30 protein-coding genes are annotated in these 23,601 nt (G+C 64.5%); 5 read left to right on the forward strand and 25 right to left on the reverse strand.

Features of this window, described 5'->3' with window-relative positions; all coding sequences use genetic code 11:
* Window positions 1–16 precede the first annotated feature (16 nt).
* The 23 genes from ACTOWJ_RS07645 to ACTOWJ_RS07755 all read right to left on the reverse strand — a co-directional run bounded on the left by ACTOWJ_RS07645 (window position 17) and on the right by ACTOWJ_RS07755 (window position 18,800).
* A complete protein-coding gene (locus ACTOWJ_RS07645) occupies window positions 17–952 on the reverse strand; it encodes a hypothetical protein (RefSeq protein ID WP_441334003.1) in 936 nt (311 codons plus the stop codon).
* Entirely contained in the window at window positions 952–2,547 is a 1,596-nt protein-coding gene (locus ACTOWJ_RS07650; RefSeq protein WP_441334004.1) for a hypothetical protein, read from the reverse strand. The genes ACTOWJ_RS07645 and ACTOWJ_RS07650 overlap by 1 nt, the downstream gene beginning before the upstream one ends.
* Window positions 2,548–2,730: 183 nt before the next feature.
* Complete coding sequence (locus ACTOWJ_RS07655) at window positions 2,731–3,795, reverse strand: hypothetical protein (RefSeq protein ID WP_441334005.1); 1,065 nt, start codon at window positions 3,793–3,795, stop codon at window positions 2,731–2,733.
* Window positions 3,796–3,993: 198 nt separating this feature from the next.
* Window positions 3,994–6,678, reverse strand: a complete 2,685-nt coding sequence (locus ACTOWJ_RS07660; RefSeq protein ID WP_441334006.1) for a tape measure protein — start codon at window positions 6,676–6,678, stop codon at window positions 3,994–3,996.
* A 67-nt stretch (window positions 6,679–6,745) separates the two neighbouring features.
* Complete coding sequence (locus ACTOWJ_RS07665) at window positions 6,746–7,135, reverse strand: hypothetical protein (RefSeq protein WP_441334007.1); 390 nt, start codon at window positions 7,133–7,135, stop codon at window positions 6,746–6,748.
* Entirely contained in the window at window positions 7,132–7,608 is a 477-nt protein-coding gene (locus tag ACTOWJ_RS07670; RefSeq protein ID WP_441334008.1) for a glycoside hydrolase family 24 protein, read from the reverse strand. Before ACTOWJ_RS07670 ends, ACTOWJ_RS07665 begins: the two co-directional genes overlap by 4 nt.
* Window positions 7,589–7,810, reverse strand: a complete 222-nt coding sequence (locus tag ACTOWJ_RS07675; RefSeq protein ID WP_441334009.1) for a DUF7940 domain-containing protein — start codon at window positions 7,808–7,810, stop codon at window positions 7,589–7,591. Before ACTOWJ_RS07675 ends, ACTOWJ_RS07670 begins: the two co-directional genes overlap by 20 nt.
* Window positions 7,810–7,935 carry a hypothetical protein gene (locus ACTOWJ_RS07680; protein ID WP_441334010.1) on the reverse strand — a complete coding sequence of 42 codons (126 nt, stop codon included), beginning with the start codon at window positions 7,933–7,935 and terminating at the stop codon, window positions 7,810–7,812. The genes ACTOWJ_RS07675 and ACTOWJ_RS07680 overlap by 1 nt, the downstream gene beginning before the upstream one ends.
* A 56-nt stretch (window positions 7,936–7,991) precedes the next feature.
* Complete coding sequence (locus ACTOWJ_RS07685; protein WP_441334011.1) at window positions 7,992–8,426, reverse strand: DUF6631 family protein; 435 nt, start codon at window positions 8,424–8,426, stop codon at window positions 7,992–7,994.
* A complete protein-coding gene (locus ACTOWJ_RS07690) occupies window positions 8,426–9,184 on the reverse strand; it encodes a hypothetical protein (protein ID WP_441334012.1) in 759 nt (252 codons plus the stop codon). Before ACTOWJ_RS07690 ends, ACTOWJ_RS07685 begins: the two co-directional genes overlap by 1 nt.
* 52 nt (window positions 9,185–9,236) lie before the next feature.
* The gene (locus ACTOWJ_RS07695) at window positions 9,237–9,785 is read right to left on the reverse strand and encodes a hypothetical protein (protein ID WP_441334013.1); all 549 of its coding nucleotides are present in this window, start codon (window positions 9,783–9,785) and stop codon (window positions 9,237–9,239) included.
* Window positions 9,785–10,213 (reverse strand): hypothetical protein, encoded by a 429-nt coding sequence (locus ACTOWJ_RS07700; protein WP_441334014.1) that lies wholly within the window; start codon window positions 10,211–10,213, stop codon window positions 9,785–9,787. Before ACTOWJ_RS07700 ends, ACTOWJ_RS07695 begins: the two co-directional genes overlap by 1 nt.
* Entirely contained in the window at window positions 10,206–10,496 is a 291-nt protein-coding gene (locus ACTOWJ_RS07705) for a hypothetical protein (protein WP_441334015.1), read from the reverse strand. The genes ACTOWJ_RS07700 and ACTOWJ_RS07705 overlap by 8 nt, the downstream gene beginning before the upstream one ends.
* Complete coding sequence (locus ACTOWJ_RS07710; RefSeq protein ID WP_441334016.1) at window positions 10,493–11,506, reverse strand: major capsid protein; 1,014 nt, start codon at window positions 11,504–11,506, stop codon at window positions 10,493–10,495. The genes ACTOWJ_RS07705 and ACTOWJ_RS07710 overlap by 4 nt, the downstream gene beginning before the upstream one ends.
* Window positions 11,507–11,509: 3 nt before the next feature.
* Window positions 11,510–11,902: a head decoration protein gene (locus tag ACTOWJ_RS07715; RefSeq protein WP_441334017.1), complete on the reverse strand. Its 393-nt coding sequence runs from the start codon at window positions 11,900–11,902 to the stop codon at window positions 11,510–11,512.
* Window positions 11,902–13,068, reverse strand: a complete 1,167-nt coding sequence (locus tag ACTOWJ_RS07720; RefSeq protein WP_441334018.1) for a S49 family peptidase — start codon at window positions 13,066–13,068, stop codon at window positions 11,902–11,904. The genes ACTOWJ_RS07715 and ACTOWJ_RS07720 overlap by 1 nt, the downstream gene beginning before the upstream one ends.
* On the reverse strand, window positions 13,065–14,561 hold the full coding sequence (locus ACTOWJ_RS07725; RefSeq protein WP_441334019.1) for a phage portal protein: 1,497 nt from the start codon (window positions 14,559–14,561) through the stop codon (window positions 13,065–13,067). Before ACTOWJ_RS07725 ends, ACTOWJ_RS07720 begins: the two co-directional genes overlap by 4 nt.
* A gap of 1 nt (window position 14,562) precedes the next feature.
* Window positions 14,563–14,781: a phage head-tail joining protein gene (locus ACTOWJ_RS07730; RefSeq protein ID WP_441334020.1), complete on the reverse strand. Its 219-nt coding sequence runs from the start codon at window positions 14,779–14,781 to the stop codon at window positions 14,563–14,565.
* Window positions 14,778–16,721, reverse strand: a complete 1,944-nt coding sequence (locus ACTOWJ_RS07735) for a phage terminase large subunit family protein (RefSeq protein ID WP_441334021.1) — start codon at window positions 16,719–16,721, stop codon at window positions 14,778–14,780. The genes ACTOWJ_RS07730 and ACTOWJ_RS07735 overlap by 4 nt, the downstream gene beginning before the upstream one ends.
* A 3-nt stretch (window positions 16,722–16,724) precedes the next feature.
* Window positions 16,725–17,222 carry an elements of external origin gene (locus ACTOWJ_RS07740; protein WP_441334022.1) on the reverse strand — a complete coding sequence of 166 codons (498 nt, stop codon included), beginning with the start codon at window positions 17,220–17,222 and terminating at the stop codon, window positions 16,725–16,727.
* 172 nt (window positions 17,223–17,394) lie between these two features.
* Window positions 17,395–17,649: a hypothetical protein gene (locus tag ACTOWJ_RS07745; RefSeq protein WP_441334023.1), complete on the reverse strand. Its 255-nt coding sequence runs from the start codon at window positions 17,647–17,649 to the stop codon at window positions 17,395–17,397.
* A gap of 148 nt (window positions 17,650–17,797) precedes the next feature.
* Entirely contained in the window at window positions 17,798–18,328 is a 531-nt protein-coding gene (locus ACTOWJ_RS07750; protein ID WP_441334024.1) for a hypothetical protein, read from the reverse strand.
* 181 nt (window positions 18,329–18,509) lie between these two features.
* The gene (locus ACTOWJ_RS07755) at window positions 18,510–18,800 is read right to left on the reverse strand and encodes a hypothetical protein (protein ID WP_441334025.1); all 291 of its coding nucleotides are present in this window, start codon (window positions 18,798–18,800) and stop codon (window positions 18,510–18,512) included.
* A gap of 197 nt (window positions 18,801–18,997) precedes the next feature.
* Between ACTOWJ_RS07755 and ACTOWJ_RS07760 the strand changes: the two genes are divergently transcribed.
* The 5 genes from ACTOWJ_RS07760 to ACTOWJ_RS07780 all read left to right on the forward strand — a co-directional run bounded on the left by ACTOWJ_RS07760 (window position 18,998) and on the right by ACTOWJ_RS07780 (window position 21,344).
* On the forward strand, window positions 18,998–19,264 hold the full coding sequence (locus ACTOWJ_RS07760; protein WP_441334026.1) for a hypothetical protein: 267 nt from the start codon (window positions 18,998–19,000) through the stop codon (window positions 19,262–19,264).
* Window positions 19,265–19,449: 185 nt separating this feature from the next.
* Window positions 19,450–19,680, forward strand: coding sequence for a hypothetical protein (locus ACTOWJ_RS07765; RefSeq protein WP_441334027.1), 231 nt, complete (start codon window positions 19,450–19,452; stop codon window positions 19,678–19,680).
* Window positions 19,681–19,743: 63 nt separating this feature from the next.
* The gene (locus ACTOWJ_RS07770) at window positions 19,744–20,403 is read left to right on the forward strand and encodes a DUF3489 domain-containing protein (RefSeq protein ID WP_441334028.1); all 660 of its coding nucleotides are present in this window, start codon (window positions 19,744–19,746) and stop codon (window positions 20,401–20,403) included.
* Between the two features lie 57 nt (window positions 20,404–20,460).
* Window positions 20,461–20,850: a hypothetical protein gene (locus tag ACTOWJ_RS07775; protein ID WP_441334029.1), complete on the forward strand. Its 390-nt coding sequence runs from the start codon at window positions 20,461–20,463 to the stop codon at window positions 20,848–20,850.
* 173 nt (window positions 20,851–21,023) lie between these two features.
* Window positions 21,024–21,344 (forward strand): hypothetical protein, encoded by a 321-nt coding sequence (locus tag ACTOWJ_RS07780; RefSeq protein WP_441334030.1) that lies wholly within the window; start codon window positions 21,024–21,026, stop codon window positions 21,342–21,344.
* A 36-nt stretch (window positions 21,345–21,380) separates the two neighbouring features.
* Here the strand turns inward: ACTOWJ_RS07780 and ACTOWJ_RS07785 are convergent, their stop codons facing one another.
* A complete protein-coding gene (locus ACTOWJ_RS07785; RefSeq protein WP_441334031.1) occupies window positions 21,381–22,418 on the reverse strand; it encodes a DNA cytosine methyltransferase in 1,038 nt (345 codons plus the stop codon).
* Entirely contained in the window at window positions 22,415–23,530 is a 1,116-nt protein-coding gene (locus ACTOWJ_RS07790) for a site-specific DNA-methyltransferase (RefSeq protein ID WP_441334032.1), read from the reverse strand. The genes ACTOWJ_RS07785 and ACTOWJ_RS07790 overlap by 4 nt, the downstream gene beginning before the upstream one ends.
* Between the last annotated feature and the right edge of the window lie 71 nt (window positions 23,531–23,601).

The following is a 23,601-nucleotide window of genomic DNA, read 5'->3' on the forward strand; positions in this document are numbered from 1 at the left end:
AGCATGGTCGGTGGGTTTACTCGGTGATGCGGTAGGCGTAGCCGTACACGCCGCTGTTGGGCGTGCCGGGCGGTCCATTCTTGCGGTGGACGGGAAACACCTTCCAGCGGTCGGTGCCCAGCGCGAGTTCCTCGCCGGGGGCGTAACTGTCGAGCCGGATGAAACGCAGATCGGCCGGATGGCCGATGTCCGAGTACAGTCCGGCGCCGCGTGGCACCGCGCACCACAGCGGCTGTCCCGGTGCCCGACCCGTCAGCGTGCTGTGGCCGGTTTCCTTCAGCAGGTTGATCGGTGCAGCCTTACCGCGCCAGCCACAGAGAAGCCGACGCGCATCGGTGGAATCACCCATCACCGCCTGCCAGCGCGGTGCGATCCCTTCGTAGTCGGCCCGCACGCGTGTGCTCGGCGCGGTGTAGTTGTAGTACGTGTCATCGAACGCGACGCTGTGATACGGCGAATCGGCGTTGTTGATGTAGTTGTTGGAGTAGTACCACTGATTGCCGTAGACGTACTGCCCGGTAGTGACGACCCCCGCCGTAATCAGGCGGCCGGCACCGAAGTGCTTGAACGTGCCGGCCTGCGTCTCCAGCACGATGTGCAGGTAGGGTTGCGGCGCGGTGCGACCGAAGAAATGCACGGCGCTGTAAGGCCCTTGGACGTAGTTGGCCCAGCACACCGCGCTGGCGTCGGCTTGCACATCGGGACTCGCATTGGTCTCGTAACCGGTATGGCCGAATGCACCCAGGAATGGCGGCGGACTGTTGCCGTCGCCGCCGGTGAGCTGGGACAGGAACGTGGCGTGGAAATCTCCGACGTGCAGGCTCAACGCCTTGCCGACACCCGCAGCGCGATCGCGCAGCCCGTCGATGGTCCAGCCGGCGCCTTGGGCGAACAGTCGCAGTTTGTCGAGCAGCTCATTGGGGTCATTCGCCGCCGAAGTTGCGTAAGCCATTAGTCCATCTTCAAAGCGAAATAGTTATCGGGCGAGATGCGGAAGGCGCTCTGGAATGCGAGCCACGTAGCGCCGTCGTGCTCGATGCGTGACTCCGAGGCAGTCGAAAATCCAGTCGTCCATGCGCAGCCATCGAACTCGCCCCAGCCGTGGCGCGGTTGTGCAGCAGCCCCCAGGATCAGCGGGAACAGCGGTGACGAACCGTCGAGGTTGTCGCGCAGATAGGGGCGATCCCCGGCGGTGGACATCGCGCTGGGATAGACCTTGGCGTAATCGGTGTCGCCGTAGTCGTTTGCGCCAGACGCGTATCGGTTGCAGTGCAATCGCCATACGTTGTCGGGATAGTTCGCCGCCAGGCCGAAGCGTCCCGGATCGAAGAAGCCGCGGAAGTTGGCATCGGTCGCATCGGGCGTGCCGTTCTCGGCCGAACCGCAGGCACCAATAATCAACGGGTACTCATGGATCGACGGCGGCTCGTAGGCGGTTGCAAATCCCAAATAGGCGCTGACATAGACCGTGCCGATGCGGGCAACGATAACGACGCGCTGGCCGTTAATCGCCAGCCAGTACGCGAAGGGGCCGTTGCGCAGGGGCAGATGCCGCAGTCCGCTGTTGTTGACCTGACTGCGCAGGCTCAGCAGCGGGTTGTGACTACGAAAGCCGTACCAGTTCAGGTTGTACGCCGCTCGTGCGGGTTCTTCGAACAGCTCCGCGCCGATGAAGATCGACTGCCGGCCATCCAGACCCGGCGCCTTCACGATCCACTGCGCGCGATCCTCTAGCTCGTAGTCGGCATTGAGATCGGTGTGGAACGATACGTCGTTGCATTCCAGCGGCCCAGCGCCCGCGGTCGCGGTGATCAGCACGCGCCAGAACCGAGCCGGCGCCGAATCGCCGTTGACCACGAACGTCCGACGCGCGCGCGCGGACAGCCAAGTCTGGCCCGTCCACGCCTGCACGCGCGCCCAGGCCGCGCCGTCGTCGGAGCGCTGCAGTTCGAAAGCGGCCGGTCCACGGCCACCGCTATCGCCGATGCCGATCGACAGCGCTTTGACTGAGGCAGCGCCAATCATTTCGATCGTCGCCCACGCCGGCAGATCGGCTACCGCGCGCGTGGCCCAGGTGTCCACAGCGTTATCAAATAGCGCGGGCGTGTTGGCGAAATTGCTGGTACGGAAGGTGGGGTTACGCACGCCCTGACGGCGGACCAGCGACCAAGCTGGCGAAGTGTTCAACGTGAAGCGGTCGCCGGCCACGAAAGGCGTGGAACCGGTATTGATGCGAAAGCGCAACCGATCCGATTCAAACGCCTGGCCGACCTGCGCGACGCCCAAATCGCCCGCGACCGCGCCCACGACCGCAAAGCGCTCAGCATCGAGAGCGGTGATCGTGAAACCTTCGGCAACACTCGCGGCGCCGCCTCGATAGCCCCCGACCGCGCCATCCGCTCCCGACAACGCGCCGTTGCCAGCACCCGCGTAGAGCAGACCCCAGGCATGACCCTCTTTGCAGAGCGCGCCTTCAAGTCGGTTGAGAAATTCGTAACAGTCGGTAGCAATGCCAGTTTGAAGAGTCATGCTAGGAAGGAACGCCAAATGATCGTATGTGGACGTACGTCGTGCCGGCCTGGAAGAGGCACTTGCGCTTGATATAAGAAAGTCGCCTCAGCTCAGACGAATCGTGTATGCAAAAATAAGGCCGCCCATAGGCGGCCCATCTGTAACTTGGCGGACGGCCGGATAGCCGTGCAGTCGTAGCAATTAGCTTGAGATCGTCGGCTACAAATCTCTTTCGTCGTGCCGATGCGCCGGCTCGTGGTCCGGATTGATCAAAGCGTCCAGGTACTTCTGGAACACGTCTTCTTTGCAATAGTGTTCACGGACGAAGCTGATCTCCGCAGCCTCGTCAGACCGTTCTGGGTCCATCAGATCCTCTGGATACCAGATTGTTGATCCATCCTGCCGATCCATGGCCAAAACTTCGGTCGGAAGTAGCTGGCCTCGCTCCAGCTTTTCGAGTAAGGCCGGCTCAAGCGAGATGCCTTGAATGTAGATGCGATCGTGATAAGAAGGCGAATTCCTTTGACGCTCGATCCACTCAATCAGAGCCTTGAGATAGTGCCGGCATTTATCGTAATTCCACCGTTGGAATTCCCACGTTTCATAGAGCGTATGAGTCCGGTGGTGGAGGCGATGTTCCTTGGCTATGACGATGCCAACGGGCTCGGTCGCTGCTTTGTCTCCTTGCTCAAAAGCGTTTGCGAATTTAGCGCGACGATTCCGGACAATCAGAACTTTGGGGCGGCGGCCAGCTTTAGCTAATGCGACAAGCCGAGCGATGGCGCCTTCCGTACCCTTGTACCAATTGCGTACAGGAGGTGGGTAACCGTAGGCCGGCCCATCCCCTAACCAACCTGCTGGTACATGGAAGTGGCGGCGAACTCGATCGATCAGGGGGTCGGTCAGCAAATCCAGAAATGCTTTCTCGTCGTGCAACGTCGAGACTGAGACACCAAAGTCGTTTAGGAACTCAGCAATCTCCTGGGGTTCGTACCCATGCACTCGAAAGACATGAAGGATGCGGTCGCGCGTCAACTCGATCTGCCGCTTCATCTGCAGGTGGGGTTGGTCCCTATCGCTCGCTTGCGTTTCACGCATAACGCCTTCTAACGTCATCGCGATGAAAGAAGACATCGACATCTGACCGAAGGCTTCTGCGTGAGCCGCAAAGAACGTTCGCGCCTCGGGTGACAGTCGGATCGTGGTAGGTGCTCCCGCGGCCTTTTCATCGACCTCGGTGACTGCTGCTCGCTGCGACCCCTGCCCGATCAGGGTCGAGATCAACTTTTGTAGATCAAAGGCTAGGGGCTTACCGGATGACATAGAGGACACTCGCCAGAATAGTTGGATTGATATCGAATCGATGGATTGAATTCATTCTGCCGGAACGATTCCAAGCTAAAGGCGCAATCATTGGGCGTCAAGCTCCGGATCGATTCATTTGCTCAATGGTTTTCTGGAAATATCCCGCATCGATCTATGTCACCCCAGGTCTTGACGTACCGTTGGGGCGTTGGCCCGGATGGTGGACAAGATCACTTGCCGACCGGCTTGGGTACTCATCACGTTCACGATCTCGCGCGGGTCCAAGTACAGGACATTGGTGATCTGCGATCCACGTGGGCCGGCATCCGAAGCTGGACCGCGCTCGGGCATCGGCGCGCGCGACGGAGTCGGGGCACGCGGCGCCGGAGTGACAAACCCGCCCGATGCGTATCCGCGCAGCCCGTCGAGCGCGGCCATGCCGATTCGGTTGAACCGTTCCAGAAACGAACGCGCGCCCGGCTGCCGAACGACTTCGCGACGGTTAACGAACTCGCCGCGATGTACGACGCCGGCCGGGGCGTACTTGGGGCCGATGCCGGTGAAGCCGCCTCCGGAGAATCCGGACATCGACTTGGTGGCGTTGGCCGCCAGCATGGTGGTCGCCGCGGTCTGCATAGCGATCGCCGCACTCATCACCACCTTACCCGCCGCGCCCAACGCGACGGACGCGCCGGTAATGGGCACCGCATAAGCTGCGCCGGCCGCCGCCGCTTGCACCGGATCGGGCTGCGCCAAATCCGGGGTACCCTTGCCGCCGGCCACCTTGCCGATCACCGACATCAGCTTCGCCGTCGCCATCGCCGCCAGTTGCTGCGCGGCCAATTGAGCCAGCGACGCCGCCATGTCCTGCACCAAACCGGTGAGCGCTTGGCGCAACGTCAGCGTACCGGTAGCCAAGCCTTCCAGTGCCGTGCTCAGTCCGCTCTCAAAGCCATTGGTGAGCGTGACGACCAGTTCGTTGGACTGAACCTTGAGCGCGGCGACCTGTGTGGTCAGATCCTTCACGCGCTCGATGGCGTCCGGCGATCCGGTTCTAGCCGCCAGCTGCTCCATCTTCGGCAGGAGTTGATCGACTTCGGCCGCTGTGCTGGCATGCAGACCGATCAGCTCCCGGCGCGCGCCGATCTCGGTCAGCAGGCCCGCCTGCTGCCGCGTCTGGATCGACTGCTCCTGCCGGGTCTGATCCCCAAAGACACGCTCGACCTGAGCCTGAAGTTCCTGTAGCTCGGCCTGCGCCGACTCGGTATCGATGTGCAGACGCAGGGTCGTGTCGCCGGCCACGCCCAGTCGCTTCATGTCGGCCAGCAGCGGGGCATACTGCTCCGCAAGCTCACGCTCGCGCGCCTCTCGCTCCTTGCCTTGCACGCGCAGAATCGCGTTCTCGGCGGCGGCCACCGCTTCGGTCAGCTCCTTCTTGCGATCCTCGTCCTTTCGCTTCTGCTCGTCCTCCTCCTTCTTCTTGTCGGCTTTCCGCTTTACATCATCCTTGTCGCTGCCGGCCTTCCCTTTGACCTTGCCTGCGCCGTCCGAGATGGTCTTGGCACTGGCCGCGAAGTCCCGTGCCGGCTTCGCATCCGCGCTGGTTTTCCAAAGTAGCTCAAGCTGGGTATTGGCCTTGCCGATGTCGTCGGCCATGTCGCCGCCGGCCGCGCGCCACGCCTCGGCCGTTTGCCGCACCAGCCCCTTCGCGTCGGCAAAGGCTTTCTGCTGGACCTGAAAGAATTGATCCGGCCCGGCGAAATCGAACTGCGCGACCTTCTTGACGGCCTCGACATAGGCGACGATGACGCGTCCGTTAAGAATCAGGTAGCGGCCGAAGTTCTCGATACTGACCATCAGCGCGGCAATGACCCGGCCGATGATCTGGAACCCGACCTTCAATCCGATAAACGCGCTGACCACAACACGGACGATCGACACCAGGACGTTGAGATTCTGACCTGCGGCTTCGGTGTTTCCATTCGCCGTCACCAGCGCGGCGTTGTAGTTGGAGATGAAGGTCGCGAGCGACGAAATCTCGGTGGATAGGCCGCCGGCCGCACCGGTCGAGCGCTCCATATCGCCTACCGTGACGGTGAAAGCGTTCCGCAGCTGGGTCAGCGCGCCGCCGATGGTCAGCGGCAGCTTGGCGAACTCCTCGTTCAAGGTCTTGGTCTGCGTCTGCAACGCACGCAGTACCAGCGACGGCCCCAACTTGCCCGACTCGCCAAGCTTCTTGAGATTGTCGGCGCCCTCGACGCCGAGTTCCTTCAAGCCCGCCTTGAGCGCTTCGGCGATGCGCGAGGTCTGCTCGATCACGGAGTTCAACTCCTGACCGCGCACTTCGCCAGACGACAGGCCCTGGCTGAACTGCATCAAGGCCGCTTCACCCGCGGCGGTAGAGGTAAAGCTAAGGGCGACCGCTTGGGAGATCGTTTGCGTCAGACCCAAAATCTGGCCCTGGCTCAACTTGAGCGCCTGGGTGCTGCGCTCGATGCGCGCATACAAGTCGACGGTCGAGGCGAGCGGCTGTCGCGTCGCCTGCGCGATCTGTTGAACGCCTTGGTAAGCGGTGTTGAATTCCTGTTGGGTTTTGGTGACCAGCTTCAGCCGGCCTTGCAGGTTCGCGGCTTCGTCGGCGACATGAACCAAGCCCTGCGCGGATCGCAGTGACAGATAGCCCGCGGCGACGCCCCGGATCTCGGATTGGAGGCCGGACAATCCTGCCTGGGCTTTACGACCCGCCGCCTGCGACTCCGAGGCGAACGATCGGATGCGGGCACCGGCTTGTTGCAGCGCGGTGTTCAGCGCCGCCGCGTTGCCCTTGAGCAATAGCGTGATCGTGGTGTCGCGGTTCGCCATGAATCAGTGCTGCTCGACTGCCGTTGGAGGCTTGCGTCTCCAGCCGCACAATCGGCGACCGGTTTCGTTATGGGCCAGGATTTGTCGTGCTGTCAGGTCCGTCAGTTGATCCTGTCGCGAGACCAGGATCGGCCGCGTCCAGGCGCAACCCGTCGTTGCTTCCGTCACGCGACCAGTCGTCGTACAGGCGGTCAGCAGCGGAATCAGGCACAGCCACCGCCACCGGCGATGGGGTGCCGGTCGGCAGTTGTAGAACATCGGACTCCACCTCAAATCGGGTTTCAGAATCGGCTCGCGCTCGTTCCGCGATCCGCACCTGTCGTTCGCGATCGGAAATCCGATCAGCCGCTTCGCTCCGCGCCCGTTGTGCGCCCTTCCAACGCCCCCAACCAAACGCGGCGACGACCGCGGCGAGCGCGGTCAGCACCGTGGTCGCCCAAACTTTCAATGCGATCATGCGATCTGGCCCCCCGCCTTCTGATAGACGGCGAGCAGGCTTTCCAGCGGCACTTCGCGCTGGCCGTAGCCGGCGTCGGGCAACGACGCCCAGGTCTTGCGCGACTTGCGCACCGCGCTGCTGATCCAGCCCTGCTTGATGTCGGCCAGGGCGCCGGTCTCGCGCAGAAGTTCGATCGCGGCGCGGTCTTGCGAGGCCGGGCCGAAGTCGGGCAGTCGCAGACGATTGCGCAGGCTGTTCCAGGTCTTCCACAGGAACTGATAGCGCCCCGCCGCGGTGGAATTGATACGGTATTTCGGCAGCCAGACCGGCTTGCGCGGGTGCTCGTCGAAGCTGGTGAAGGTTTTACCGCCCACCATGACGTCGTAGCCGCCCTGCTCGCTGAAGCGCTCGACGCCTTCGGCGTGGGCGATCATGTCGAGGAAGGCGACGACATTCTGGCCGCCGGCCTGCTCAGCGGAGAGTCGTGCCATCGGCGCCTCGCTGCTGGAACAGACGGCCGATCAGGCCCAGGATCAACAGGCCTGCGGTCACGCTGGCGGCGATGCGATCAGGGACGTGGACCCGCAAATCGTCGGGCAGGTTCAGCCACACGCCCTGCAGGGCGATGGCCACGGTCATCGCTTGCACGCTGAGGAAGCGCCACGCTTGGCGCCAGTTCTCGATCAGTTTCATCAGGTCTTCCGAAGGGATTGGATAAAGGCGGTGACGTCGCGCCCACCGGCAAAGCCGGCGTTGACGTCCTCGATGCGCTCGGCGCGCAGCGCGCGTTCGCGCTGGATCGCGACGCGGTAGAACAAGGCGAGTTGGCGCGCGGTGGCGCGCTCGATCCACGGCCAGTCATGGCCGTGATCGATCAGGGTGGCGAGGACGCTGGGCCAGTCGTTGCCGGGTCCGCGCGACGCAGCTCCAGCGCCGCGATCACGCGCTGCAGAAAAAAATCGGCGTTGACCGCCCAGAACGTCAGCAGCAACAGGTCACCGTGCGCGGCGCTGAGCGAATGCACGAACTCGACGGATTGATCGCTGGCTTGGGCCAATAGCTCGACCGTCGCCTCCGGATGCTTTGCACAGACCCGATGCAGACGGCTCAGATCGATGTTGCCGTCGTCGGTTTGCTCGATCAGGTCGGCGACCAACCCGGCGATCTGCGCGTGCAAGCGCAGGCTTTCGAAGAAACCGATCTCGCGGACGGTCACGGTGCGATCGCCGAGCGGCAGCACCCGGTTGGGCTGCAACACAGTCAGATCGTCGGCCGGCGGCGCCTCAGATCGTTTGATCTTGCGCGCCATTACGCCTTCACCATTTCGATGCGGCCGAAGCCGCCCAGGTTCGGGTCCAACGCGCGGGTCTCATCGAACAAGGCCGCGCCGGACAGTTGCAGGCTGCCCCACTCCTCGGAGATCAGGTCGAGCTGTTCGATCGGATTGAAAGCCACCCGGTACAGCGTGACCTTCGCGCGGCGGCCGTTGACCGTGTTGATGCCATCCAGGAACAGCATCCGCTCCGGCGGCGGCGTATTGAACAGGGCGATGTTGACCGTCTCGCCATGCTGGTAGGTCGCTTTGAAGGGCTGCGTGTGGCCATCGACCTTGCGCAAGCCGATCACGCCAGCTGAGGGCGATTCGGTCCACCAGTTGGCCGCCGGCACCGTAACCGGCGGCGTCGCGCTGTCGGTCAGCGACAACTCGCTGATCCAGCCCCGGTCGAGCGCGACCAAGTCGTTGGCCTTCAGGCCCGGCGGCAGCAGTTCGTTGCTGATCGCGCCCGCCGGCAGGGTGGCCGGAATCGAGTACAGCCCCTCGGCGATGTTCTCCGGGGTCGCTTCGTCCAAGGTCAGGTTGACGTTGGCGGTCTTGCTCTGGACCAGACGGCCGTACAGCATGCGGTTGCCGCTGAACGACTCGGTCTTGTCCGAGTTCTGCACCTCCAACGCGAGCTGGAGCTGGGGCGCGTTGCCGACCCACCGCAGCGGGCCGGGCTTGCCGTTGGACTGGCGTTGGGCAAGGTAAACCTTGCCCTGAAAGGAAAACAGGTCCTGCGCGGCCATCGGTCGCGTTGCTCCTATAGTTATGGTGTCAGGCTGCCGAGCGGCAGCGGGTTCAGGTACGCAGCGAGCGCAGCAGCAGCCGGTCGATCTCGGCGGTGATCACGTCCAGGCCCGCCTGCGCCATGCGCTGGGGCCGGTCGCCCTTGCGCAGCATCTGGGCCAGCGACGGCCCATAGAGGCGACGGATCGGGGTACGCGGGACGCGCTTGGCGCCCGCAATGGGGGTGCGTTCGAAGGCAATGTCGGCGCCGCCGTGGCGGCGATGGAAACCCGAGCGCTTGAAGCCACGCCGGCCACGAACTGCGGTGAAGTCCAGGCCGCGGTCGTCGGCGCTGCGCTTGGAGGCGAAATTGCGCAGGCCCACGCCGCGCGCGACGCCGACCAACTCGACACCTTCGCGCGTGGTGCGCACGCTGACGCCGGCCCGGATGCGCTGGGCCGACAGGGCGTATTCGGTCTGGATGTCGCGGCGGGCGATGACCGGCCAACGACGACGCAGGGTGCCCAATGCGCGGCGCTGTGCCACCGCCACCTTCGCCGGAATGTCGCTGATGCGTTTGGCCGCGTCCAGCGCCCCGTCCGCATCGATGGATAGGTCCATCAGCGGCGGTATCGGATCGTCAGGGCGACTTGGACGGCGACCACCGGCAACCCCTCGGGTCGGTCGAGGAACACGATGTCCTCAACCTGCACCGGCAGGGCGTGCGGCAGCGGAATCCAGGCATCGAGCGCATCCTCGATGTCGGCGGCGATGTCGTGCGAGCGAAGCTGGGCGTCGGCGAGCGTCACCGGCAACGTCGCCTCAGCCAGTGCCTGCAATACCCGATGCCGGCCGTGGGGCTGATTCGTATCGCGTTGGATGCCCAAGGCCGCCAGGGTCAGGCCCACCAGCGATTCGTCGGAATGCTGCGCCGGCTCCAGCGCGACCGCCGTGCCCACCTCGGTGCGAAAGCCGTTGTCGATGCGGATCTCGGTCAGTCGTGCGGCGATGCGCTGCAACAGCGCCCAGGTTCGGGCGACGTCAGCCATACAACGCCGCCTCGTTGATCCGGCCGTCGTCGGTGACCAGCGCCTCAACGGACTGGATGCGGCCGTCGAGGGTGACCTCATCGCCGCGCCGGAACACCCACTCCCGATTCCGCGCGATCACGTGCCGGGCGCGCCCGACGACCTGCTGAAATTCCCCGAGACGCTCGACGCCGTCGCGCACGATCAGGAGCGAATGTGCCGAGGGGCAATCAGCACGCTGAACGAGCGCGGCGACGCCGAGCGTGTCGAAGACTACGTCATCCATCGTTTCGAACGCGTTCACACCGTAACCTTGATCAGCAGGCCCGGTCGCTGGCACACCGGCAGCGGATTCGACTGCGTGTGCAGGTCCGTACCGCGGTCGAACTTGCGCGGCGCCTGCTTGGCATACAGCAGTTGGCCGAGGGTGTTCACCGTCTCATTGAAGTCGGCCGGTGCCACATAGGTTGCGAACGTGTTCAAGGTACCCAGCGGGAAGGCGTGGCCTTCCATCGGGGCGATGAACCGACGCGGATCTTCGCCCGGCACGCCCGTACTCGCAGTAGCGCTGTACTCCTCGAACACCACGCCGGCCATTGCAAAGCCGGCTCGCTGATCGCTTCGCAGGAACTCTCCGTTCTGCCAGTCCTTCCAGGCTTGCTTGACCTCGGGATGGCCGGTCAGCTTGTCGAAGAATTCCTCCGACACCAGCACACGCACGCCGGACATCCGCTCGCCCAGCAGGTTCTTTTCGAACAGGCGCTTGAGCTGGATGCACTTTTGTCGAACGTCGGTTTTTTCGTTAGCCAGTTCGAACGAGAAGACCTCCTGCTCGATGTTGAAGAACTTGAAGAAGTCGATCAGTTCCGTACCGTCCGCGTCCAGCACCACGCCTTTGAGCGCGCCCATGCGCAGGTACTCCAAGGTGATAGCGTGCTTGTTGCGCATGGTCTGCAACTTATCGGCCATGACACCGGCCACCGTTTCCAACTCCGATTCGGTGCCGAAGGCGCGCACGCCGATTACTTCCTCGGGCAGCACCACATCGTCGTGGGGGATGTGCGGAATGGTCAGCGCGCGCAGGTCACGGCTACCGCGCGTACCGACTGTGCCCGGCGCGCCCACCGGCAGCGTCGGCAGCAGGTTCAGCACGCCGTTGCGCATCTCGATCGAGACCTGGCGCGTGCGCACCGGCTTGATCGGGAACAGGTTCAGCTCATCGAGCCGGCCGTACTGGTTGGGCAGCAGGTTGATCGCCGCGGTCAGCGAACTGACCGAGAACGCGGGATTGTGAAACGGGTTGTTCATCGGCATGGATCAGGCTCCGTGGCGCACAAGCACGCCGAGGGCGCGCAGCTGCTCGACGGCAGCGGCACGTTGTTCAGGGGTAGTGGTTCGGGGCCAGACCAAGTAGCGGTCCGAGACCGTGGCGTGACGCGCGACGATCAGGCCATCCGGGTTCGGCACGTCGGCGGCGGTGATCGGTACGATGACCACGCCTACGGCAACCTCGCGGCCGTCCGAAGCGGCCGGATCGAGGGCGGCGATCTGACCGGATGCGGCGATGCGGCCGACGATCTGACCTAGCGCCAGGACCTGATTGATAGCGATGGTGACGCGATCGCGCGAGTAGAGGTGGTCGGCCTCCAGCTTGAGCAAATCGCCCAAATTCGGCCCCTCAACGACCGGGGGATACGTGGTCAGAGGCATCAGCGGACACTCCGGTTGAGCGCCGCGCGCGCCTTGACGGCGTCGAGCAGCGGATTGGCGGTCGCCTGCGCATCCGGACCCGTGGGCGAGAGGTGGCTGGCGATTTCGGGCGATTGCGCCCTAAGCGCCAGTAACCGCTGACGTGCGGCCTCGGCGGTGATGCCTTCGGACAGGTAAGCGGCGGTGAGGGCCGGCTGGCCGGCCAGTTCGCACAGCTCGGCGATGGCGAGCGCATCGGCGTGCGCCTGCGCGCGCACGGCGTCGGCGTCGACGGCGGGTGCCGTCGAATCAGGGGTGGACATCGAGAGGGTCTCCAAGTGGAAGGGACGCGCGGACGCGTCAAGTTCGGTGTGCATCTGCTGCACGGCGTCGCTGAGCGTGCCGACGTGATCGGCTAGGCCGGCATCGATCGCGTCCTGGCCGAAGTAGAGCGCGGCCTCGGTCTTACGCACCGCATCGGGCGACAATCCGCGGTGTTCGGCGACGGTCAGGGTGAACAGTTCGTAGAGGCGGTTGACCTCGGTTTGAATCGACGCGCGCGCTTCGGGACTCAGCGGTTCATGCGGGTTGCCATCGTTCTTGCGCGCGCCGGCCAAGATCGGCGTGTAGCTCAAACCCGCACTGGCATCGCGCAGGGATTGATCGACGTGCAAGGCGATCACGCCGATCGAACCAACACCGGCCGTGCGCGTGACAAATACACGGTCCGCCGCGCTGGCCAGGGCATAGGCCGCCGAGAACGCCGCATCGTTAGCGACGGCCCAGATCGGCTTGTGCGACCGCGCCGCGCGTAGCCGGTCGGCCAAGTCGAACACCCCGGCCGCTTCGCCACCGGGGCTGTCGACATCGAGCACGATGCCGCGCACCGCGTCGTCGGCCAGCGCGGCGTCCAGCCGACGCGTGATCGATTGGTAGCTGGTCAGGCCCGAAAGCGCATCCAAGCCGCCGGTGCGCTGCACGAGCGTGCCGTGGATCGGCAGCACGGCGATGCCGCGTTCGTCGGCTAATCGCAGCGCCGCCGAGCTGGGCGGTCCCATCTGCGGCGGTGGCAGCGTTTGCAGGTCAAACTTGGGCGCCAGGACGCTGACGATCACGTCTAATTTGGCGCGCTGAATCAGCAGCGGCGTGTTGAACACGCGCGCCGCCAGGTGGGGCAGTCCGGTCATTGCGTGGGTTTGGGCTCAGGGGTCGGCACGTCGGCCGGCGGTAGGGCGTGCTTGGCGCCATTGCGGGCAACCGCGCGCGGATCGGTATCCAGGACCAAGCCCAGCGCGTCGGCACGCGCGGCGTCGGCCGCGATCTCGCGATCGATGGTCTCGGCGTCGTAGCCCGAACTGGCGATCGCTTCCGAGCGCGAGAGCAGCCCGGCGCGGATCGCCAGGATCATCGCGTTGAACTCCTTCTCCGGATCGACCCAGCTCCAGCCCTGCGGCACCCACTTGCAGGCGCGGTACTGGCGTTTACGGCGGCGATAGCCGGGCAGCTCAATCGCCCGCGACAGCACCGCCGCATCCACGAACGCGCTCCAGATCGGCCGGCACAGCTGAAACACCAGCACGCTGTGCTGGACCATCTCGCAGCGGCGCCGAAACTCCAGCAGTCCGGCGCGGATGGACGAATAATTGACGCCGGTTAGATCACCGGTGAGCTGTTCATAGGTGATGCCCATCGCCGCGGCGACCGCACGGAACTGCGAGCGCAGGAACGCGTCGTAGCTCGCGCCGACGTCGGCGGGTTGGGCGAAGGTGACGCTTTCGCCAGCTTCCAGGATTTGTAGGCTCCCCGGCTCCAAGCCGAGCGGCGCGTTGCCGTGTTCGTCAGGTGGTGCATCGCCGGGTAACGGGTCTTCGGGACCGTCGCGGGTGATGAAGCCGGCAAACATCGCCGCCGTCTTCTTGCGTACCAGCTCGGCGTCGTCGTACTGATCCAACTCATTGAGCTTGACAAGGGCGCGCGCCAGCCACGGTTCGCCGCGAATCTGGCCCGGCCGAAGCGGCCGGAAGACGTGCAGAATTTCCGACGCCGGCACGCGGTAGGTGTCCAGGCCGCCGTGGCGCGACATTGGCGCCATCGCCCCTTCTTGCGGGTGCGACAGGTAGAGGTGATACGCCACGCGTCGGCCGAGTCGATCGAACTCGATACCGGCACGGATCAGGTTGCCGTTGGGCTCCTCGCGGTTGAGGTGCAACGGCAGGTGCTCCGGCTCCAGCAATTGCAGCTGCAGAGGCACCGCCAAGCCGTCTTCAGGCCGGCGCGGGCGCAGGCGCATCAGGCACTCGCCACCTTCCAGCAGCGCGCGGCAGGCCAGCGCTTGCAGGCCGTAGAGATCGGTCAGGCCTGCGGCATCCGCTTCGTCGCACCAGTCCCGCCACAACGCCTGCAACGCTTCGCGCTGGGCCTGATCCGTGATCAACGATTGCGGTTTGATGCCGGTGCCGACCGCGTTGGCGACGAACGCCTCGACCGCGGCGTTCGCCCAGGCGTTGCGGCGGACCAGATCACGCGATCGAATACGCAGCGCATCGCCGGTCGCGAGCAGCGCGGCCACCGCGCCGGGGTTGCCCGGCTGCCACGCGGTCGAACGCCGGCCGGCGCCCGCGACTTCATGCACGGGCGAGCCGCCGAACATCGATGCGCGTAGGCGCGACCACCAGCCCATCTCAGAAGCCCTTGCTCGTGGTCACGCGCAAGCGGCGAACGCGGCGCGGCCGACCTTCGGTACCGGCCAGCGCGGCTTCGATCTCGCGGATTGCGGCCAGCAACTCATCGACGCTGCGGTACTCGACCAGGCGGTCGCCGAAGCTGACGCGGCGCTCGCCGCGAGCAAGCGCATTGCGCAGGGCCTGCAATTGTTCGTGGGTGTAAGGAAGTTGGCTCATCGCATGAAACGGCTCGAAATGACCCGGCGTCGTGGGCGCGGGCCAGAAACAGGAAGGCCGCCCAATGGGGCGGCCTGTGGAGGGGATTGGTTCGTACTGGGCGAGTCGGGCGGCGGGGTGGCGTGGGTGACCCCGAGTGTTCGTTCCATCTCGCGCCAATGGCGTTCTTCGAAGCGATCGACGCCGGCCTGCATCGCGGCGGCGCGGGCCATCACGTAGCAGTCCAGCGCTTCGTTGCGGTCGCGGCGCTTTTCCCATACGCGCTGCGCATAGCCGTGCCGATCTCGTCGGCTGATCAAATGCTCGGCCGTCAGCTGCTGCAAGAACTCGCCATCGATCTTCGGCAAATGAACATAGCCGGCGGGAAACGCCGGTTGCCCATCCGGGCCGATCTCAATCGACAGACGCAGCGCGTTGTAGAACTCCAGCTTGGCGATCCCGCCCGCCACGGCGAACAGCTTCAGGCCGCGTCGCAGTCGCTTGCCGGGTACGCTGACGTCGACCGCGGTCGGTGTGCCGATCAGTGCGGCACCGCTGCCGACGCCCTTCATCGGCAGCAGCCGTGGATCGGCAGCGCCGCGCGCGAACGCATACGCTTCTTGCGTCGCGAAGCCGGTGTCCAGGCCCAGACGGGTCAGCGGCAATAGCGCACCGCTGGCGTGCGTCCATTGCTCCGATAGGATGGCGCCCAACTCGTTCCAGACCGCGGCGCGGGCGGTGTCGCCCATCAACACGCGATGCTCGACCAGCCAAGTCTCCCGGCCGCGCCCGAACGCCCAGATCGAAACCTCGATACGGTCTTTCTGGACGTCGGCGCCACCGGTCAGCAGCAGACCGCCGGCCGGGACGGTGCCGATCCGGTAGTCCTCGCGTCGCTCCAGCAACCGCTCCCAATCCGGCGCTTCGCCTTCCTCTTCCCAGGTCTCGCCCAGCTCGGTGTTTTTGAACGCCTTGAGCGCCGTCGCCGAGCCTTGCGCCGATTCCCAAGCGGCGGCGATGTCGGTCCAGCTGCGCCAGCCGACCGGCGAGTACAACGACGACAGGTGGTAACCGGCCGTCTTGCCGCGGTTCTTCGGCGCGGTCGCAATCCAGCGCCCATCCGCCAGCATCGCAGTCTTGTGGTGCTCGCCGATCGGCTGCTCGCAGGACTCGCAGATGTAGCGGGCCGAACGCGGATCGCCCCAGGTCCAGCGCAGTTGTTCGAACCGCAACCATTGCTCATGCCGGCAATGCGGACATGGCACGAAGTACCGGCGCTGGTCGGACGCGAGGTACTCGCGCTCGATGGTGCTGGCACCGGCAATCGTCGGCGTCGACACCAACAGGATCTTGCGGCGGGTGAAAGTGCGGGTGCGGGCCTCGGCCAGCGCGACGGCATCGCCTTCGCCCTCGACGTCGCGCGGGTAGCCGTCCACTTCATCCAGGAACAAATACCGCACCGGCATCGAGCGCAAGCCGACCGCGCTGTTCGCGCCGGTGAGAACCAGCACGCCCCCGCGGAACTCCTTGGCGAGGATGGTGTTGCCGGCGTCGCGCGCGCGCGAGGGCGCGATGCGTTCGCGAAGCGACGGCGATTCTTCGATCAGCGGATCGATGCGCTGTTTCGAATTGCGCTTGGCCATCTCGACAGTGGGCGCCACGGCCATCATCGGCCCCGGCGCGCAGGCGATGACGTACCCGATCCAGTTGTTGCCGCACTCCGTGCCGCCAACCTGCGCGCCCTTCATGAAGACGATGCGCTCCGTCGCCGAAGCCGGCGACAGGTCGTTCATGATGTCGCGCAGGTAAGGCGTGCGCGCGGTGCGCCAGCGGCCGGGCTCGGCGGACGACGTGCTCGATAGCACCCTGTCGCGATCCGCCCAATCGGAGACATCAAGAAACGGATCGGGCGTCAGGCCGTCGCGCCAGGACCGCGCAACGTCGTCAGAGCCGTCGTACAAGCGTTATTCCAGTCGCGCGTTGAATTCGCCGAGTTCGGCCAGGTGCTGCCGCACCTCGCGCTCCAGCGCGACGTGCATGACATGCGGGTCGATGCCAAGTTCTGCCGCGAGCATCGAACTGATGCGCGCGGGCCAGTTCAGCCAGGCATCGCGTTCGGCGCGCGCCAGCGCGAACACCTGCGCCATTACCTGCGAGCGGTCGATCAGCTCGCCCTTGAGTTGGGCGATGCGCAGCTTGTGGTGCTGCGCTTTGAGGACTTCGTTCGCGGTGCGCGCTTGCGCGTAGGTATTGCCGCCGCTCGGCGCGCTGGCTGGCGCGAACGCGGCTACGTCGTCTGCCCCGGCCGACGCACCGGCGCGCGCCCGCGCGGGCCGCGCAGGCGGCAACACGCGCTCCTCCGGCGCTTTAGTGCTGGCCGCCCATTCGGCATCAGCACGCGCGGGGTTGATGGTGCCGTCCGCCTCAGCGGTAATCCGGCCCGTGGCGATGGCTTTGCGCACGGCGGTATCGGACACGCCGCGATGGCGGCCGTAGGCGCGGATGGAGATTCCCACGATAGAAGAATTCGATTCGGTAGAGCCTCCGCGACCGCCGGCCATCGGCGCAGATCGGGCTTTTGGAAGAGGGAACGCCCCAGCGCCCATCGGGCGCTGGGGACTTACCACTCCCGGCTTACTGCTGACCCAGCGTCGCGTTAACCTCCGCGAGGATGTCGTCCCAATCCGGTTCGGTCGGCAAGTCGACACCGGCCGCTCCGCAAAGCATGGCAACGACCGCCCAGCAGCTTCGGCTCAGCTTGCCAGCCGCCGCCAAATCTTCGGGCACCAACGCGGCGGTGTCGTCGTGCGTCAGCATGTCGTGGATGTCCACTTCGAACTTCGTCAAGCTACGGGTGAGGTTGCCGAAATTACGAAGATGCTCGCTCATGGTGGTTCTTCCTGGGGACGCCGCGTTGTTGCGGCGACGACATGAACGCTTCCTTCCAACACGTTAGCAAGCGGTTTCGCGAACAAATTTTCGGAAGAGGGAACACCCCAGCCTCCAATGGGAGACTGGGGTGCGCGCTCTCGGAGGTTTAGTTATGCGGCGCGCACATCGCCGCCATGATCGCCTGCTCCAAATGACGAATGGCCGCGCGCAGGCTGGGTTGGTACTTGGCGTCCGCCACGTCCCATACCTGCATCAGCCGGGCCTGCTGCACCGCTCGGTTGAGTTGATGCACCGGCAACCCCACGAACTCCGGCTCCAGTCCTTCAAAGCAGCGCGCAATCTCTTCATGCAGCCAGCGCAACGTCATCTCGTCCTCGCACATCTCGCTCGGAACCCAGCGCTTTGCATCCCAGCTACCGGTCTCATCGATGGCACGTTCCACCGGGGCCAGTTCTCTACGGCACTCGGTCACCAATCGCGCAAGGATTTTCGGGTCGAGGCGACGCGTTCGGATCGTATCCGTTCGCTCGGCAAGGATGCTGGCTAGGGCAAAGCAGGCGAACAAGGTTAAGCGGGCGTCGGGCCGTGAGAACGTATGGCCGGACCGCAGTATCCGCTCCACGTAATCGCTGAGGCTTCGAAGCTCGGCGTCGGACATCATGATGCTCTGATTCATGGGCTCGTCCCTGTCAAACCGCGTTGTTGCGGCGGCGTCATGAACGCTTCGGTGGCGGAACATCGCAAGTCAATTTGCGCCGGTCCCGGAACTTAGACAGCACCCAGACAGGCTCGCAGCGGGTGAGGAAGAGGAAATGCCCCAGCGTCCATTGGACGCTGGGGCAGTCGCTCTCAACTCGTTACGTCGCTGCTTGGTTTAACTCCTCGACTACCGTTTCCAGGTCCATGTTCGGTTCGAATTCCAGGGAGCCACGCTCGGCCAATAGCTGGACGATATTCAGGCAACTGGCAACCAGCCGCTTCGCCGCCTCCAACTCCTCGTCACTGAGCCGCTCGGGGTCGCCATCGGCCAAATCTTCCAGGACCTCCTCGCACACCTTCAGGTGTAGCGCAGTGTTCTGAAACCGGCAGTACGACATATTCGTCATCGTTGTTCTCTCAAGTTCGCCGCGTTGTTGCGGCAACGACATGAACGCTTCCTTCGCCAAGGAAGCCAAGCGAATTTGTCGCTTCTTTCGATCTTTCTTTGCTACCAGACAACTACGGGACACCATCGCAAGAAGCTGTCCGCGAGTTGAATTACGCGCGACATGTGCGCGTTATCCGCTTGGCTTCCTGGGCGAATGAAGCCTTCATTCCGCCACACCCACCCGAGCCCGAGGCCAGCATGCAGAACGAGGAACCCGACGACATCGACTTGGCGCGCCTGAAGGCGTGCCTTCGCGGCATTCGACAAACCAACGACGCCTCATTCTCCGAACTCATCGCCTTGGAAGAGTGGCGGGAGGTGGCCATGGTCGAACTTCAACGCCGCGCCGCGCATGCGCTCCGGCTGTTTCCCAGCGACTTATTGGAAAAGATGGCCTTCGACATGGTGGACACGCGCCGCGCCATGGTCGAGGTGTTCGCCGAATCCGGCCCCGACGCGCGCTGAACTTCCCCGCTCGATTGACCCGACGCCTCCGCACTGCGGAGGCGTTTTTCGTTGCGTTCGCGGGCTTCCTGTCCAACAGCTGTCTGCTTCGAAGAACGCTCGTTCTTTATCCGAAAAAGCGCTTGGCTTCGTTGGCGAAGGAAGCGTTCATGCACCCACACCAACGACGGCCACGGAGGCCCAACATGCAAAACCAAACCGAAGCACTCAAGGATTATCTCGGCGGCATGAAGAAGTACAACCGCGCCGCATTGATGCAGCTGCGCGGCATCCACAACTGGCACGCCGCCGCGCAGCACGAACTGGAACGCCGCGCCTACCTCGTCCTCAACACCTTCAACGACGACCTGATGCTCGCCATCGCTAATGGCGAGGTCAACGTCCAACAGGCTATCGACGAAGTGCTCGCCGAGTGATTGACCCGCGCGCCCCCGCCAGCGGGGAGCGCTCAACTCCCAACCTAATCAAACGGAACTCCCATGATTCAGATCACCGACAACCAGCGCGCCCTCCTCCTCCTCGCCGTCCAGACCGGCGGTCGCATCGAGCAATATCCCGACAACCTCAAGGGTGGCGCGCGCACGGCCGTAACCCGCTCACTGGTCCTCAACGAACTGATCACGGCGGATGGTGCGGGGTACGCGCTGACTGCCGCCGGCTACGAGGCGGTCGACCAGCAACCGCCGGCAAGCGGCGAGGTCGACGTGTCTGCCTCTGGCGGCGACCACGACGCGGACGGCCAGAGCGATGAGGACAGCGGCAACGACGAAGCCGATGCCGATACGGCGGACGCGGACGCAGAAGCCTCGGGCAATACGGATGACGCGGAGGAGCAAGATAGCAACGCCGGCGATGCGGGCGATACAAGCCCGCAGACCGCTGCGTCGCCGACGAAGCGCAAGGAAACCCGCATTGACCAAGTCCTCGCTCTGCTGACGCGCCCGCAGGGCGCGACGATCAAGGAAGTGATGGAAGCAACCGACTGGCAGCAGCACTCGGTGCGCGGATTTTTTGCCGGCACCCTGAAGAAGAAAGGCTACACGGTCATCAACGAAAAGATCGACAAGCAAGACCGGGTCTACCGCATCCAAATCGAGGAAGCGGCGACGACCGAAGTCCCCTCCGACGAAGAAGAGTGATGCAGCGCGCGGCCGGGCAACCGCTCGGCCGCGTTGCGGCGAAGAGAATGATCAATCTTGTCCGACACCTTAACGCAACACCACGACGGCGAGGATTCGATCAGATTCCGCTTGGCTTCTTCGCCGAAGGAAGCGTTCATGGGCTCCCAACACGGAGACCGCACCATGAACCCGAACGATACGAACCGCCCCGACCCGCTGCTTGCCTCGCTACCCGATCCGCTGCTCACCTTGGTCGAGGACCAGCTCAGCAACAACGAATCTGCGGGAGACGAGGAACTGCGAAGCTACTTCATCGCTTGCGGTCTGACGACCGAACAGGCGGACCGAGCAGTTCAGTATCGCCCTGCTTACGCGACCGACATCTATTGGGGTAACGCCACGCCCATACGCACCGGCGTTGGACTTCGATACAACCCACGATCGGGCTGGCTAGAGCCAGCGTAATCGCCGGATTTCGACTCGGCGCGCAGATCCTGCGCGCCGCTTTCGTTCTGAGAATGCGCGTTCTTGTCCGACGCCTTAACGCGCTCGATTTATCTGCGCAAAGGCGCGATGAGTGACTTGGCTTCCCGCGCGAAGGAAGCGTTCATGTCGCCACCCCAACCACGGAGCGCATCATGACCGCCACCACTTGCCGGCCCTACCCCGCCGCTGTTCGATTCTCGCGCAAGCCCGCCAATCTGCGCAGCATAATGCGCGAGCACAGCGGCTACCACATCGAGGAGGAGCGCGTGTTCGTCTCCGCCATCAAGACCATGACGTCCGCCGAGTACGACGCGTTTGTGTGTGATCTAAGTCGGACACAGGACTGGATTGCCAGCTTTAAGGGACGCGGCGATCAATGCATCGTGATTCACGCGCCTGCCCGCGTGACCCTTTACATCCGGCCCGAGGGATACGACTACGCGCGTTACGTCGGCCTCGCCGACGCCGACTGAGGCGGGCCAGCGCTGGCGGCGCGCATCGGCGCGACGTCAGCCGCGCAGGGCACGGAGGATTTCGGCGGCGACCTGCGGGACAATCGCGTTGCCGGCGGCGCGCAGTTTAGGAATTCGTCCGGATAGCCCATGAGCCAGAAGACGAATTCCGGATTCAGGTACCCGCCGGCCGGCGAGGGTTCGACTTGTCGACCAAGCATCCCATTGACCGGCGCGCTGCCAATGCTCGATGCGTCCTTGTGATCCCGCGTCGTCGGCGTCGCCCACACCGCCTGCGCCGGTAACGGCAGCGTCGCGCCGCTGCCGAAGCGCTGCCCCGGACCGCCCTTCTCCCCGTCGCTCGCGCGCGGGGTGCTCCACACCGCCTTCGCTACCCCCGGCAGGCCATTGCGCCGCTCGGCCGCAAAGTCGCCGCGCTTCTCCGCGTCGTTCGCCGTCGCGGTCGGCCAGACCCGCTTCGCTACATGCGACAGTTCGATGGTGCGCTTCTTGCCATCCGGCGTCTTGCCGGTCGCCGTCGTTCCCGCTGGCAGACTGCGACCGCCGCTGGGCACCAGCGGCGTCGGCCAAACGCTTTCCGACGATCCAGACGCGGTCGCGTCGGTGCGGGGCGTTGACGGCGCAAGCTGGAACAACAACCGCCCGGCTGGCGTAGCCTTCGCCTTCCAGGTCAGCAAGAACTCCATCGAGTCCCAACGGGATGAGACCAGCAACGTTTTCGCCCAGGAATACAGCGGGTCGCGCCGATGCAACAAGCCGGCGCAGCTCCGGCCAGAGGTGACGGCCGTCCGCCTGCGCGCGCTGTCGGCCGGCGACGCTGAAGGGCTGGCAAGGGAAACCGCCGGTCCAGATTTGCGCTTCGTCCGGCCAGCCGGCGAGCCGGCTGGCGTAAGCGAACCCGCCGATCCCGGCGAAGAAGTGGCATTGGGCGTAGCCGCGCAGGTCGTCTGCGCAAACAGATCGGATGTCTCGGTCATCGACGTCGCCGGGTGGAATTAAACCGGCCGCGATCAGATTGCGCAGCCAATCGCACAGGTAGGGATCAATTTCGTTGTAGTACGCCGGCCGGATCATTCGCTTTCGGCCACATCGGCTTCGCGCGCGGCATCATCGAAGAACACCCCGTCGCTCTGCCGGATCGCGGCCTGGCCGGTATGGTCCTGCCAGCGCCGGACGATCACGTCCGCATACTTCGGGTCCAGTTCGATCAGGCGCGCGCGGCGGCCGGTTTTCTCGGCCGCGATCATCGTGGTGCCAGAGCCGCCAAACGGATCGAGGATCAGATCGCGGGTCTTGCTGCTGTTGCGGATCGCCCGCTCCACCAACGCCACCGGCTTCATGGTCGGATGCAGATCGTTCTTGCTGGTGCGGTCGATGAACCACACATCGCCCTGATCACGCGCGCCGCACCAAAAGCGATCGTTGCCGTCGCGCCAACCATAGAGGATGGGCTCGTACTGCCGCTGGTAGTCGGCGTGGCCCATCGTGAATTTATTTTTGGCCCAGATGATGAAAGTGGACCAGCGACCGCCGGCCGCACGAAAGGCAGTCTGCAACCGGTCCAGTTCCGACGACGACATGGCGATGTAGATCGCGCCCTTCGTCAGCGCCACCATCTGCGTGCAACAGGCCTCCAGGAATGCGCCGAAGTCCGAGCCCAAGTTGTCGTTGAGGATCGGACGATGCTTGCCGCGCAGCTTGTCCTTTGGGTTGTTGGCGTAGTCGACGTTATAGGGCGGGTCGGTGAACGTCATGTCCACTAACTCGTCGCCGAGCAGTGCGGCGTAATCCTCAGCGCTGGTGGCATCGCCGCACAGCACCTTGTGACCACCACAGATCCACACTTCGCCGCAGCGCGAGACCGGATGCTCGGTCGGCTCGGGCACTTCATCGTCGTCGGTCAGACCAGCCTGGTCATCGATCAGCAGGTCGTCCAACTCGGCATCGGTGAAACCGAGCAGGTCCAGATCGAACTCGGCGTCGCGCAACTCAGCCAATTCCAGCTTCAGCAACTCTTCATCCCATCCCGCGTTCTCGGCCAAGCGGTTGTCGGCGATGACGTAGGCGCGCTTCTGCGCCGGGGTAAGGTGGGCCAGTTCAATCACCGGAACCTGCGCAAGCTTCAGCTGGCGTGCGGCGAGCACCCGGCCGTGGCCGGCGATGATGCCGCTGTCGCCATCGACCAAAACGGGGTTGGTCCAGCCAAACTCCACGATGCTCGCGGCGATCTGCGCGACCTGCGCGTCGGAATGCGTGC

Source organism: Lysobacter sp. CA199 (genome assembly GCF_052078715.1).
GTDB lineage: Bacteria > Pseudomonadota > Gammaproteobacteria > Xanthomonadales > Xanthomonadaceae > Lysobacter.

Coding starts and splice junctions, on each gene's coding strand:
- ACTOWJ_RS07645 (WP_441334003.1), bottom strand. CDS start 952: ATGGCTTACGCAACTTCGGCGGCGAATGACCCCAATGAGCTGCTCGAC.
- ACTOWJ_RS07660 (WP_441334006.1), bottom strand. CDS start 6,678: ATGGCGAACCGCGACACCACGATCACGCTATTGCTCAAGGGCAACGCG.
- ACTOWJ_RS07665 (WP_441334007.1), bottom strand. CDS start 7,135: ATGATCGCATTGAAAGTTTGGGCGACCACGGTGCTGACCGCGCTCGCC.
- ACTOWJ_RS07670 (WP_441334008.1), bottom strand. CDS start 7,608: ATGGCACGACTCTCCGCTGAGCAGGCCGGCGGCCAGAATGTCGTCGCC.
- ACTOWJ_RS07675 (WP_441334009.1), bottom strand. CDS start 7,810: ATGAAACTGATCGAGAACTGGCGCCAAGCGTGGCGCTTCCTCAGCGTG.
- ACTOWJ_RS07685 (WP_441334011.1), bottom strand. CDS start 8,426: ATGGCGCGCAAGATCAAACGATCTGAGGCGCCGCCGGCCGACGATCTG.
- ACTOWJ_RS07690 (WP_441334012.1), bottom strand. CDS start 9,184: ATGGCCGCGCAGGACCTGTTTTCCTTTCAGGGCAAGGTTTACCTTGCC.
- ACTOWJ_RS07695 (WP_441334013.1), bottom strand. CDS start 9,785: ATGGACCTATCCATCGATGCGGACGGGGCGCTGGACGCGGCCAAACGC.
- ACTOWJ_RS07700 (WP_441334014.1), bottom strand. CDS start 10,213: ATGGCTGACGTCGCCCGAACCTGGGCGCTGTTGCAGCGCATCGCCGCA.
- ACTOWJ_RS07710 (WP_441334016.1), bottom strand. CDS start 11,506: ATGCCGATGAACAACCCGTTTCACAATCCCGCGTTCTCGGTCAGTTCG.
- ACTOWJ_RS07715 (WP_441334017.1), bottom strand. CDS start 11,902: ATGCCTCTGACCACGTATCCCCCGGTCGTTGAGGGGCCGAATTTGGGC.
- ACTOWJ_RS07720 (WP_441334018.1), bottom strand. CDS start 13,068: ATGACCGGACTGCCCCACCTGGCGGCGCGCGTGTTCAACACGCCGCTG.
- ACTOWJ_RS07725 (WP_441334019.1), bottom strand. CDS start 14,561: ATGGGCTGGTGGTCGCGCCTACGCGCATCGATGTTCGGCGGCTCGCCC.
- ACTOWJ_RS07730 (WP_441334020.1), bottom strand. CDS start 14,781: ATGAGCCAACTTCCTTACACCCACGAACAATTGCAGGCCCTGCGCAAT.
- ACTOWJ_RS07745 (WP_441334023.1), bottom strand. CDS start 17,649: ATGAGCGAGCATCTTCGTAATTTCGGCAACCTCACCCGTAGCTTGACG.
- ACTOWJ_RS07750 (WP_441334024.1), bottom strand. CDS start 18,328: ATGAATCAGAGCATCATGATGTCCGACGCCGAGCTTCGAAGCCTCAGC.
- ACTOWJ_RS07755 (WP_441334025.1), bottom strand. CDS start 18,800: ATGTCGTTGCCGCAACAACGCGGCGAACTTGAGAGAACAACGATGACG.
- ACTOWJ_RS07760 (WP_441334026.1), top strand. CDS start 18,998: ATGCAGAACGAGGAACCCGACGACATCGACTTGGCGCGCCTGAAGGCG.
- ACTOWJ_RS07765 (WP_441334027.1), top strand. CDS start 19,450: ATGCAAAACCAAACCGAAGCACTCAAGGATTATCTCGGCGGCATGAAG.
- ACTOWJ_RS07770 (WP_441334028.1), top strand. CDS start 19,744: ATGATTCAGATCACCGACAACCAGCGCGCCCTCCTCCTCCTCGCCGTC.
- ACTOWJ_RS07780 (WP_441334030.1), top strand. CDS start 21,024: ATGACCGCCACCACTTGCCGGCCCTACCCCGCCGCTGTTCGATTCTCG.
- ACTOWJ_RS07785 (WP_441334031.1), bottom strand. CDS start 22,418: ATGATCCGGCCGGCGTACTACAACGAAATTGATCCCTACCTGTGCGAT.